Source organism: Microbacterium sp. Ru50, assembly GCF_002920555.1.
Taxonomy (GTDB): domain Bacteria; phylum Actinomycetota; class Actinomycetes; order Actinomycetales; family Microbacteriaceae; genus Microbacterium; species Microbacterium arborescens.
The window spans coordinates 2,093,614-2,105,360 of the sequence record NZ_PQSV01000001.1; the positions used below are offsets into that span (position 1 = coordinate 2,093,614).

12 protein-coding genes are annotated in these 11,747 nt (G+C 69.1%); 6 read left to right on the forward strand and 6 right to left on the reverse strand.

The window, feature by feature from the left end; genetic code table 11:
- Nucleotides 1-184 precede the first annotated feature (184 nt).
- The 4 genes from dnaB (at nt 185) to C3481_RS09860 (ending at nt 3,262) form a co-directional block, all read left to right on the forward strand.
- Complete coding sequence (dnaB, locus tag C3481_RS09845; RefSeq protein WP_036304736.1) at nt 185-1,555, forward strand: replicative DNA helicase; 1,371 nt, start codon at nt 185-187, stop codon at nt 1,553-1,555.
- A gap of 73 nt (nt 1,556-1,628) precedes the next feature.
- Nucleotides 1,629-1,976: a hypothetical protein gene (locus C3481_RS09850; protein ID WP_071918878.1), complete on the forward strand. Its 348-nt coding sequence runs from the start codon at nt 1,629-1,631 to the stop codon at nt 1,974-1,976.
- Nucleotides 1,973-2,875 (forward strand): ATP-grasp fold amidoligase family protein, encoded by a 903-nt coding sequence (locus C3481_RS09855; protein ID WP_258039077.1) that lies wholly within the window; start codon nt 1,973-1,975, stop codon nt 2,873-2,875. The genes C3481_RS09850 and C3481_RS09855 overlap by 4 nt, the downstream gene beginning before the upstream one ends.
- 93 nt (nt 2,876-2,968) lie before the next feature.
- The gene (locus C3481_RS09860; protein WP_023953555.1) at nt 2,969-3,262 is read left to right on the forward strand and encodes a hypothetical protein; all 294 of its coding nucleotides are present in this window, start codon (nt 2,969-2,971) and stop codon (nt 3,260-3,262) included.
- A 1-nt stretch (nt 3,263) separates the two neighbouring features.
- Here the strand turns inward: C3481_RS09860 and C3481_RS09865 are convergent, their stop codons facing one another.
- Nucleotides 3,264-4,367 carry an epoxide hydrolase family protein gene (locus C3481_RS09865; protein WP_023953556.1) on the reverse strand — a complete coding sequence of 368 codons (1,104 nt, stop codon included), beginning with the start codon at nt 4,365-4,367 and terminating at the stop codon, nt 3,264-3,266.
- An 88-nt stretch (nt 4,368-4,455) separates the two neighbouring features.
- Here C3481_RS09865 and C3481_RS09870 point away from each other — a divergent pair, with 88 nt between their 5' ends.
- Nucleotides 4,456-5,796 carry an APC family permease gene (locus C3481_RS09870; protein ID WP_103841889.1) on the forward strand — a complete coding sequence of 447 codons (1,341 nt, stop codon included), beginning with the start codon at nt 4,456-4,458 and terminating at the stop codon, nt 5,794-5,796.
- 82 nt (nt 5,797-5,878) lie between these two features.
- The gene (locus C3481_RS09875) at nt 5,879-6,070 is read left to right on the forward strand and encodes a hypothetical protein (protein ID WP_064955809.1); all 192 of its coding nucleotides are present in this window, start codon (nt 5,879-5,881) and stop codon (nt 6,068-6,070) included.
- Between the two features lie 47 nt (nt 6,071-6,117).
- Here C3481_RS09875 and C3481_RS09880 read toward each other — a convergent pair whose 3' ends face one another.
- The 5 genes from C3481_RS09880 to C3481_RS09900 all read right to left on the reverse strand — a co-directional run bounded on the left by C3481_RS09880 (nt 6,118) and on the right by C3481_RS09900 (nt 11,737).
- A complete protein-coding gene (locus C3481_RS09880) occupies nt 6,118-6,828 on the reverse strand; it encodes an ABC transporter ATP-binding protein (protein WP_023953559.1) in 711 nt (236 codons plus the stop codon).
- 35 nt (nt 6,829-6,863) lie between these two features.
- Nucleotides 6,864-8,354 (reverse strand): ABC transporter permease, encoded by a 1,491-nt coding sequence (locus C3481_RS09885; protein ID WP_088379795.1) that lies wholly within the window; start codon nt 8,352-8,354, stop codon nt 6,864-6,866.
- A 129-nt stretch (nt 8,355-8,483) separates the two neighbouring features.
- Nucleotides 8,484-9,896, reverse strand: a complete 1,413-nt coding sequence (locus C3481_RS09890) for an NAD(P)/FAD-dependent oxidoreductase (RefSeq protein ID WP_103841891.1) — start codon at nt 9,894-9,896, stop codon at nt 8,484-8,486.
- The gene (locus tag C3481_RS09895) at nt 9,893-10,741 is read right to left on the reverse strand and encodes a UbiA family prenyltransferase (protein WP_103841893.1); all 849 of its coding nucleotides are present in this window, start codon (nt 10,739-10,741) and stop codon (nt 9,893-9,895) included. The genes C3481_RS09890 and C3481_RS09895 overlap by 4 nt, the downstream gene beginning before the upstream one ends.
- 66 nt (nt 10,742-10,807) lie before the next feature.
- Nucleotides 10,808-11,737, reverse strand: a complete 930-nt coding sequence (locus C3481_RS09900; RefSeq protein ID WP_103841895.1) for a hypothetical protein — start codon at nt 11,735-11,737, stop codon at nt 10,808-10,810.
- Nucleotides 11,738-11,747: the final 10 nt, after the last annotated feature.

Here is an 11,747-nt window from a genome sequence, read left to right on the forward strand (position 1 = left end):
CAATGCCTACTTACTCGTGGACTTTCCACGTATCCCCGGGCGTTTTCCACAGGACTTCTTCACAACCGTCGCGGCGTTTCCCGCATCCTCTCCACAGAGTTATCCACAGGCCGGTTTGCGGGTGTCGGACGCCCTCCATACCGTGTACTCCGGCTCGGTCACAGGCCAGGATGCGGGGGTGCGGATGTCGATCGCGGACATCTCTGACGACAGGCTCGGCGGACGGCGCGAACCCGATCGCACCCCGCCGCACGACATGCTCGCCGAGCAGAGCACGCTCGGCGGCATGCTGCTGTCGAAGGATGCCGTCGCCGACGTCATCGAGACGCTCCGGGGCACCGACTTCTACGTGCCCAAGCACGAGCTCATCTACGAGGCGCTCCTCTCGCTGTACTCCCACGGTGAGCCGACCGATGTCGTGGCCGTCACCGACGAGCTCATCAAGAACGGCGAGCTGCAGCGCGCCGGCGGCGCCGACTACCTGCACACGCTCACCTCGATCGTGCCGACCGCGGCGAACGCGGGTTACTACGCGACGATCGTCAACGAGCGCGCCCTGCTGCGCCGCCTCGTCGAGGCCGGAACCCGCATCGTCCAGATGGGCTACAACGGCCAGGGCGACGCGGTCGACCTCGTCAACAACGCACAGGCCGAGATCTACTCGGTCACCGGCGCCGAGAAGGCCGAAGACTACGTGCCCCTCGAGGTCGCGGTCACCGCGGCCATCGACGACATCGAGGCCGCCCGTGGTCGCGACGGCCAGATGACCGGCATCCCGACCGGCTTCTCGGGGCTCGATCAGCTGACGAACGGTCTCCACCCCGGCCAGATGATCGTCGTCGCGGCGCGTCCCGCCATGGGTAAGTCGACCCTCGCGCTCGACTTCGCCCGCGCTGCCGCGATCAAGAACAACTCGCCCACGATCTTCTTCTCTCTCGAGATGGGGCGCAGCGAGATCGCGATGCGCCTGATGAGCGCCGAAGGCGCCGTGCCGCTGCAGTCGATGCGCAAGGGAACGCTCGACTCGCGCGACTGGACGACCGTCGCCGCGACGCGCGGCCGTATCAACGACGCGCCCCTCTACATCGACGACAGTCCGAACATGACGCTCGTCGAGATCCGGGCGAAGTGCCGACGGCTCAAGCAGCGTGTGGGCCTCAAGATGGTCGTGATCGACTACCTGCAGCTGATGACGAGCGGTAAGCGCGTCGAGTCGCGCCAGCAGGAGGTCTCGGAGTTCTCCCGTGCCCTGAAGCTGCTCGCCAAGGAGCTGCAGGTTCCCGTCATCGCGCTGTCGCAGCTGAACCGTGGTGCCGAGCAGCGTGCCGACAAGAAGCCGGCGATCAGCGACCTTCGTGAGTCGGGCTCGATCGAGCAGGACGCCGACATCGTCATCCTGCTGCACCGCGAGGCCGCCTACGAGAAGGACAGCCCGCGCGCCGGCGAGGCCGACCTGATCGTCGCCAAGCACCGTAACGGTCCGACCGACACGGTGACCGTGGCGTTCCAGGGTCACTTCTCGCGCTTCACGGATATGGCCGTGGGGATGGACTGAACGGTCAGCCGACGACCGTTATAGTCCAGTGCGCGCGATCACGCGCATCCGCCCTCGGCCCGTTGGGAGCCTGATGCCGTTCCGCAGTAAGGAGACGCTCGAGCGCTGGCTCGACGAGTTCCACGAGCTCCGCGGCGCGGGCGAACTCATCCGTGTTCTCGTTCAGGACGGCTCGGAGGGATCGGACACGGGGCTCGTCGTCGTGCCCCTCGCGACCTCTTCCGTGTCGGTGTTCATGGAGCCCATCGAGATCGGCGATGCCCGCTGGCGGATCACCATCGAACCGCAGCCCGACTTCACCATTCTCAGCAGCTTCCAGATGCAGTCGCTCGCCGCAGAATTCAACGTCGCCGCCGAGCTCTGCGCGTTCCTCGAGGCGAAGTCGATCGGTCACGAGGAAGACGACCTCGACGAGTCGTGACACCTCGCCATCATGGCGTCCGCTGGCGCGAGCGCAGTCGGCTGGTCCGGATGCTGCGCCTGTGGCGCACACGCAATCCGACGACGTTCCGTGAGAAGGTGCGGTACAAGATGCTGCGCGACCGCCGCAGCCTCATCGTCACCTTCGCCGACAAGGCCGCCGTGCGCGACCACGTCGCCGCGGTCATCGGCGAGCAGTACCTGCCTCGCGCGTACGCGATCGTCGAAGATCCGCAGAGCCTGCTGGACCTCGACTGGCCCGATGCCTACGTCGTGAAGCCGACGCACGGGAGCGGCGCTGCGATCGTCATGTCGGCCGCCGCCTCCGCGGATGCCCGGCTTCCGGAAGCGCGCTGGGGGTGGGTCTATCGGCACGTGCGCCCGGAGTTCGCGAACCCGCACGACCTCGCGGCGATCGCCGCGAGCTGGCTCACCAAGCTCTACGGTCAGGGCCCGAATCGCGAGTGGGTCTACGGGCAGGTGCCGCGCCGAGTCATCGTCGAGGAGTTCCTGGTCGGTGCCGACGGCGGCATACCGGACGACTATAAATTCTTCGTCTTCCATGGGCGATGCCACTTCATCCAGGTCGACGGCGGACGCTTCGGCGGTCGCACGCAGGACTTCTTCCGACCCGACTGGAGCCGCATCCCTATGAGCGGCGGCCCGTCCTGGGCTGATCCCGAGCGCTCGCGGCCGGCGCATCTCGACGAGATGATCAGCATCGCCGAGCGGCTCGGCGAGGGCACCGACTTCGTGCGCGTCGATCTGTACGACGTCGACGGTCGCGTCGTCTTCGGCGAGCTCACGAGCTTTCCCGCCGGCGGCGACAGCCCGTTCGATCCGGAGTCGTACAACACCGAGTTCGGCCGCCCCTGGACGGTGCCGCGGCGCTACCGCTGACGCCGTGCCTCACCCGTGCGCCGGATGCCGGCGCGTCCGAATTCCTTCGCACGGCGGAGGCGCGACGAACCGCGCGTGCATAGCGTCGTATCCATGAGCACCGCCACCGCGAACCAGCCCACCGACCGTGCGACGCGAGAGGCGTCTTGCCTGCAGATGGCGAGGACCTGGCTGCCGGTCGGATCGGCCATCGCCCTGCTGGCCCTCATCGTTTGGGCGATCGTCGCGGGCGTGAGCGGATCGCCTGCGGGCGTCATCGCGGCGACCTCGGGAGCGGCGGCGGTCGCCGTGGCCGGGAGTACGGGCCTCGTCGGCATCACCGCGCGGTTGCGTCAGCTCGGCGTGGTGCGGGCCCGCCACCCCCGCACTCGTCGGCTCCGTAGCTGACTCAGTCGAGCGCGGCCGCGATGGCGCGGTCGAGGTCGCGGACGTATGCCTCGGGTTGCTCCCACGAGGGAAAATGACCGCCCACCGGGTGCTCCTCGAAGGCCTCGAGGTCGAAGAGGCGCTCGGCGAAGTCGCGCGGGGCGTTGACGAGGTCGTCCGGGAAGATCGAGAGCACGACCGGGATGCGGCCGGGTATCTTCGTGTTCGGCGGCGCGGTCCGCAGTGCATAGGGGCCGAACGACGAGCCGATCGCGCTGGTGAACCAGTATGCCGATACCCAAGTGAGAACCTCGTCGTGCGAGAAGACGCTGGTGATGTCATCGCCGTGGTCGGTCCAGGTCCAGAGCTTCTCTCCGATCCAGGCGAGCAGTCCGGTGGGGGAGTCGGTGAGCGCGGCGGCGATGGTGGCGGGTTTCGTCGCGTGTTCGAGGCTGTATGCGGCCTCGGTGGTCTGCCACCGGTTCCAGCGGTCGACGTAGTCGCGCTCCGTTGGACTGAGGTCATCGGGGATGCCGCCGGCGAGGTGTCTCTGCGACACGTCGGTCAGGTGTGCCGCCGCGACCATCGAGGGGTGATTGCGCATCAGCGCCTCGGCGACGTTGCATCCGATGTCGCCGCCGCTGACCACGAAACGTGTGTACCCGAGTCGGTGCATGCCGGCGGCGACGACGTCGGCCATCTCGTTCGCCGACATCCCCTCGGCCGGGGCGTCGACGCTGAACGGATAGCCGGGCAGCGCGGGCGCGACCACCGTGACATGCCGGAGCAGTGGCAGCACCTTCTCGAACCGCAGCACCGAATCGGGCCATCCATGGAGGAGGAGAACCACGGGGGCGTCCGGTTCCGCCTTCTGGTGGATCACGCGAAGCGGGTGTGGCGCGTCGACGAGCTCCCACGGCAGGGCGAGGATCCGGTCCTCCTGCGTGCGCCAGTCGAACCCGTCCGTCCATCGCGCGACGAGCGTGTCGAGCCAATCCAGATCGACACCGGCCGGGGGTTGCCCGCCGAGGAGCGCGGCGAACCGACGCCGACGGCTGAGACGCGCATGCAGGTCGGCGATCGCCTCGTCGCTGACACGATCGGGGGCGTGGTGCTCGTTGGTCATGCCCCGAGTATCCCGCTCGCGTCGCCGCACCGCAGAAGCTTGTCAAGCCGCTACGGGTTTCGGGATGCCGCGACCTAGCGTTCGCGGAATGAGCAAGACCGATACCCTTGCACCTACCCGCCTCCGGCGAGGAATGGGCGGACCGCTGCTGTTCGCCTTCATCCTCGGTGACGTTCTGGGCGCGGGTGTCTACGCGCTCATGGGGGTGCTGGCCGAGCGCGTGGGCGGGATGCTGTGGGCGCCCTTGCTCGCCGCCCTCGTGCTGGCGCTGCTCACCGCCGGGTCGTACGCGGAGCTCGTGACGAAGTACCCCCGGGCCGGCGGTGCGGCCGTCTTCGCCGAGCGCGCGTTCAAGAACAAGCTCGTGTCGTTCCTCGTCGGCTTCTGCATGCTTGCCGCGGGCGTCGTGAGCGCAGCGGGGCTGTCGATCGCCTTCGCCGGTCAGTACCTGCAGACGTTCGTCGAGGTTCCCGTGGTGCCGGTAGCGATCGTGTTCCTGGCCGTGCTCGCGGCGCTCAATGCCCGCGGCATCCGGGAATCGATGGGTGCGAACTTCGTCATGACCGCCATCGAGGTCTCGGGGCTGGTGATCGTCGTGGTCGTGGTCGGTTTCCTCCTCGCCGGCGGAGGCGGGGATGTCTCACGCGTCACGCAGGTTCCCGAGGGCACCGGTGTCGCGTCGGCCGTGCTCGCCGGAGCGATCATCGCGTACTACTCATTCGTGGGCTTCGAGACGTCGGCGAACATGATCGAGGAGGTCAAGGAACCCTCGAAGATGTACCCGCGCGCGCTGTTCGCCGCTCTCGGTGCAGCCGGGCTGGTCTACATGTTGGTCGGCCTCGCGAGCAGCATCGCGCTGCCGCCCGAAGAGCTGTCGAGCTCGAGCGGACCGCTCCTCGCGGTGGTCGAGGCGAGCGGTGTCGCCATCCCCTCGTGGCTATTCAGCCTCATCGCGCTCATCGCCGTCGCCAACGGTGCACTGCTGACGATGATCATGGCGAGCCGCCTCACGTACGGCATGGCAGAGCAGGGGCTGCTGCCGCGTGCTCTGTCGCGGGTGCTGCCCGGGCGCCAGACGCCGTGGGTGGCGATCCTCGCCACGACGCTCGTCGCGATGCTGTTGACGCTCGTCGGTGACCTGGCGCTGCTCGCCGAGACGGTCGTCCTGCTGCTGCTCTTCGTCTTCCTGAGCGCGAACATCTCGGTGCTCGTGCTGCGCCGCGACCGCGTCGATCACGATCACTTCCGCGTGTGGACGTTCGTTCCCGTGCTCGGCGTCGCGTCGTGCCTGCTCCTGCTCAGCCAGCAGACCCTGCGCGTCTGGACCTTCGGCGCGATCCTCCTCGCCGTCGGCGTCGTGCTGTACTTCGTGGCGCGGTGGGCGCGTGGTCGCGGGGAGCGGGAGCAGGAGCAGGCAGCATCTCGATGATGCGGTAGCCACCGCCGTCCGAGATGCTTCGTGGGCATATCGTTAGTAGCCTAACGATATCCACGAGAAGGAGGGCGTCAGCGTGTTCGTGCTGTTCTTGGTTCTGTTCCTCGGTGGCATCTACCTGATGGGTGCCGCTTTCAACGTCGCCGAGTTCCCCGGCCTCGTCTTCACTGGAGGGCTGCTGGTCACGTCGGCGGCCGTCGGCATCCCGTTCCTCATCGCCGCGGTCGAGCACCGTGGTGAGGAGCGCAGCGACGGCAGCACGCGCTGAGACATTCGCGGCGCGTGCTGCCGGTGGCGGTCTGCGGCTGCCGGTGGCTACCGGTGCGACTCGCTGACGACGCCGGCCGCGAGCCGTAACCGTCGGCCGGCACGCGCGGCGACGGCGGAATCGTGGGTGACGACGATCAGGGTGAGGCCCTCGGCGTGCAGCGAGTCGAGCACTCGAAGGATGTCGTCGCGCATCGATTCGTCGAGGTTGCCGGTGGGCTCGTCGGCCAGCAGGACGCGCGGACGCTTCGCGATGGCTCGCGCGATCGCCACCCGTTGCTGCTGACCGCCGGAGAGCTCGCCGGGCAGGTGGTCGGCGCGTTCCGCGAGGCCGACGCGCGCGAGCGCTTCAGCCACCCGCGTCCGGCGCTCCTCGCGCGGCAGGCCGAGCGGCTCGAGTCCCATGTCGACGTTCTCCGATGCGGTCAACGTCGGTATGAGGTTGAAGCCCTGAAAGACGAAGCCGATGTCACGAGCACGGATGGCGCCGAGAGCGCGGTCGGATGCCGATGCGAGGTCAGCGTCACCGAGCTGGACGGTGCCGCTCGTCGGGCGATCGAGTGCCCCCAGCAGTTGCAGGAGCGTCGACTTGCCTCCGCCCGTCGGGCCCTGGATCGTCACGAAATCGCCTGCTTCGATCTCCAGGTTCACGCCGGCGAGAGCGCGAACAGAGCGCCCGCCGCGGGAATACTCCTTCGTCACGTTCTCGATCCGGTAGCCGGCGGTCCGTGTCGGCGTCGTGATGGGGGTGTCGGTCATGGTCTCTCCTTCGGGTGAACGCGGGTCGTCGATGCTCATGCGACAGCTCGCAGGGCCTCGGCGGGCCGGAGTCGCGCGGCACGCCAGCCGCCGAGGATCCCGGCGACGAGGCCGCCAGCCAGGGCCAGCGCGAGCGCGAGCAGCACGATCGACGGAGCGATCGGCGCCGTCAGCACGATGTCTCCCGCGACCGTCGCCTGCTCCGACATCGACCCGGGGCCGCCCATTCCGCCCGGAAAGCCCGCCGACCCTGCGGGGCCCGATTCGGCGGCGACGGAGACGGTGGGTGCGACCGCGGTGATGATGAACGCGCCCACCAGGCCGACCACGGTGCCGATGACACCGCCGATCGCACCCTGGACGATCGACTCGCCGGCGACCTGGCCGACGACGCGACGGTTGGACCATCCGATCGCCTTCAGCGTCCCGATTTCCCTCGTGCGACGCGAGACTCCGGAGATCGTGAAGAGGACCGCGAGGGCGACGGCGACGACGAGCAGGATGACCGAGAGCCAGGTGCCGAGCCCGGAGATGAGGGCGCTGGCGCTCGACAGCGAGGACGACACGCTCGAAGCCAGGTCCGACTGCGAGTTGACGGTCGCGTCCGGCAGTTCCGCCTCCAATGCGGTCTTCACCGCCTCGATCGAGTCCGCGGACTCCGCTTGGACGTAGACCGTCGAGACGACATCCCCCGCACCGGAGATCTCCTGCGCCGTCGCCAGAGGCAGGTACACGTCGGCCGCGGTGTCGGCATCAGCGGTGGCCGACGCGACGATGCCCACGATCTCGACATCCGTGCCGCCCACGTCGATCGTGTCCCCGACCGCCAGGTTCTCGCTGGTGGCGTAGGTGGCATCGACGATGGCCCGAGCCTCGCCGTCATCGGATGCTGCCAGGGCTCGGCCGTCGGCGACCTCGACGGCCGAGAGGGGGCCGACGCCGGACGCGTCGGTGGAGACGCCGAGAACGGTGAACGAATCGATGTCGAACGAGCCGCCGCCGAAGCCCCCGCCCGGCCCGCCCTGGCCCTCGCCGGGAACGCGCTGCTGCGCCGAGGCCTCGCCGTCGCCTTGAACGTCGTCCGCAACGCCGTCGCTCGGAGCCTGCGGCAGCTCCCCGTCGAAGTTCGTGTTGGTGAGACTCAGTGCGCCGACGGCCGCTGCGACGCCCTCGGTTCCCGCAACGGCGTCGACCGTGCTGCCGTCGAGGGTGCCGCGCCGGAAGTCGGTCATCAGTCTCGACTGACTCAGGTTGGTGGCCCCGTCCTCGCCGGTCTGCGCGTCACCGCCGCCGAACTCGAAGCTCGGTCCGCCCCCCTGCCCCGGTTCCGACTCGGCGCCGGACACGGTCAGGTCTGTGCCGACGCCGTACACGGCTGCGAGGGCCGACGACTGAGCGTCCTTCACGCCTGCCGCGAGGGCGTTGACGATGATGACCAGCGCGATCGCGATCGCGAGGCCGGCTGCGACGATGGCGGTCTGCTTCTTTCGGCCGGACAACTCCCGGCGCAGATAAGTCAGGTACATGGGCTCTCCTTCGGGGCGCACTGAGCGCCGACGAACGAGAAACTAAGCGGCCCGCCGATGACGAGCGTTGGCTTTTCTTATCTACGACTTATGTAACCGGGGCCGTGCGGCGTGGGACCGCGAACGCGCTCAGGCCGGATGCCGCTTGAGCAGCTTCGCTGCCACGATCATCGCGCCGCCGAGCACGGCGGGGATGCCGCCGCCCGGGTGAACCGAGGCGCCGACCCGCCAGAGCCAGGGTGCGCGGAGGTCGTGCTGCGCGGGCTGGTGCAGCGGGCCGCTCATCCACAGCGGTCGCGACGCCCCGTAGAGGGCGCCGTGGGGTTCGCCGAACGATCCGAAATAGCGGGGGTCGAGCACGGTCGTCTCGGTCATCCCGTCGGTGAGGAGTCCATCGAGGCCCATGACGCCCGAGATGCGCTCGATCTCGCGCCTCACGAACGGGTGGTCGAGCGAGTAGCCCTGGCCGTCGGCGGGGCTCGTCAGCAGGACAGCGAGCGTGCTGCGGTCGTTCGGGTAGATCTCGCCGGCCCGGTAGTGGTTGACGAACGCCATCGTGTCGGCGGGCTCATCGCCGGCGGCGAGACTGCGGTGCAGGGCGTCGGGCTTCGTGGGCAGGATGACGCTGTGCGCGGCGATCCGCTCGGGGAGGGGCGTCTCGAGCACGCCGTAGATCGCGACCGCCGAGCACGACAGCTGCGGCGAGCCGGGAACCACGCGGCGCCGCCCCAGCAGTCCGTCGAGCCGTGACGCGTCGAGACCGCTCACGACGACATCCGCGTCGTGCACACCACGCTCGGTCGTGACGCGTCCGCGCTCGATGCGCGTGACGCGCTCGCCGGTGCGGATCTCGACGCCCGCGGCATCCGCCAGCCGCTGCAGCGCGATGACGATCTCGAACACCCCACCGCGCGGCACCCACACCCCGTCGGCGGCCATGACGGCGGGCATGCTCGCGTAGAGCGCGGGAGTGCGGGAGGGGGAGACCCCCGCGTTGAGGGTGTGGATCGCGATGATCTCGCGCAGGCCCTCGGGCATCCAGGTCAGGCTGTCGAGGTAGGCCCGGGTGCTGAGGCGCCGTCCGTATACGGCGAGCAGCCGACGCAGTGCGGGCAGCGACGCGCGATCGAGCGGGTCGGCGACGAGCAGCGCGGCGACGTCGTCCGCGAGGGATGCGTGCTCGTCGCTGAAACGATTCCACGCGGAGTGCCAGGGGTGCCCTTCGGGCACGGGCAGCGAGACCTCTTCGCCCCGGTAGTAGTAGCGGCCCACCTCATCCAGACGCACGAGGTCGAGCCCACCGGCACCCGTGCCCGTTCGCGACCCCGCGCCCAACCGGCGCAGCAGCTCGTCCCAGACGGACGGGAACGTGACGAGCGATGGGCCCGTGTCGATGCGCTCGCCGTCGAGTTCGATGCGTCGGCTCTTGCCGCCGACGGTCTCGGCCGCTTCGAGCAGGGTCACGCGGTGACCGGCGTGGGCGAGCAGGGCGGATGCTGCGAGCCCGCCGAGGCCCGCCCCGACGACGACGATGCGGCTCATGGATAGACCCCCAGGAACATGGCTGCGAGCAGCAGCCCGCTGGCGACCGAGCCCGCGATGTACGGGAACGCGATCGACAGCGGGTAGAGCCTGCGACCGGTGGCGGGCGTGGGGCGCAGCAGCATCCAGACGACGAGGGTACCGGCGAGGGCGAGGTTGACGAGGGCGACGGGCAGGCTGACGAGCGCGAACAGCACCGTCGAGACCAGCCACCACGCCCCGCTCCACAGGGCCGTCCCACGCGGGCCGAGCAGGACGGCGGTCGTGGTGATGCCGGCCTCGCGGTCTTCGTCGATGTCCTGCACGGCGTCGTAGGCGTGCTTCGCGACGCTCCAGGCCAGCAGTCCGACGACGGCGGGCCAGACCGGCGGCGCCTCGAGAGCGACCGGCATGATCAGCAACGGCAGGCCGTATGCGGCGTTGCTCAGCGAGTCGACGAACGGTCGCGCCTTGAACCGCAGCGGCGGAGCAGAGTAGAAGACGAACACGCCCGCGTAGAGCAGAATCAGACCGACCGCCGCGATGGGCAGCGCGATGACGAAGTAGACGAGGAACGGGACGTTGGTGATGGCCACTGCCCATGCGATCAGCTTCACCTCGCGGGGCTCGATTCGCGCACCCTCGATCGACCCCTTGCGCGGGTTCAGCGCATCCGTGTCCTGATCGAAGATGTCGTTCACGCCATAGATCAGCAGGTTGAACGGCAGCGTCAGCCAGATCAGCAGCGGAATCGCGGCGACGTCGATCAGCTGCCCGGTCAGCCACATGCCGAGCGCGCCCGTGCCGATCGTGTTGATCCACAGAACGGGCCGCGAGATGTGGACGAGGCGCGCGATCGGGGTCATCCGAGGTCCGTCCGATCCAGACGCGGCATGTCATCGTTCACGCGGATGCTCACGCCTCACGGTACCTCAGCGACGAAGGGGCGCAGCTCCGCTGCTCTCGACGCGGGTTCGGCGACGAAGAGCGGTTGAGATCAGCGCGCCGACTGCGCCGATGCACGCCGCCACGATCAGCGGCGGCACGGCGAGATCGACGGCGGTCAGCGCCATCACGAAGACCCCGATGCCATAGTCGGCCATCTCCGCCGGGTAGGGCGCCAGCACGCGCGTCCCCGCGGCGGACGAGACGGCGGTGAAGAAGGCCGGTCCGACCCACAACGCGGCCAGGCTGACGACGACGGCCGCGACCCGCCCGGCCGTGCGGAACCCGCACCATGCGATGACGGCGCCGACGAGAACGGCAGGAAGCCACCGCAGCAGCAACAGAACAGCCGAGGTGGCCGGGTCGTTCGTGAGCGAGAGATAGCTCTGCAACGGCAGTCCGATCCACCCGGGGACGGTGATCGCCGTGAGCGAGAGAGCGATCGCGGCGCCGGGGACGGGGCCTCGCGCGGTGAGAAGCAGCACGAGCATGCTCATCAGCAGCGAGACGACCATGACCGCGATCACTGCCGCCGCATAGAGGACGCGGCGGCTCGAGTCCTCGAGCATCGATACCGTCACGACCGACGACTGCACGACCGCGATGACCTGGATCACGGCTACCCCGAGCACGAGCAGGCCTGTCGCGTGGCGGGGGCGGCGGTGGCGCAGCGTGCGTGCCGAGAGGCCCGCGACGGCGCCCCCGACGACGAGCAGTGAGACGATCGTCGTGAGGAAGTACTGGCTGAACGGCAGCAGGGAGAACGGCGTCGCCGGATCGGTCTGATCTGCGGCGAGATTCTGCAGGGGGAGCCGCGCGCCGGTGATCAGCCAGGGCAGCAGACCCGCGACCGCGCTCCCGGCCCCGACGAGGACCCAGACGGCGCCGGACAGAGGGGGGCGGTGGATGCTGCTCACCCGCGCAGAC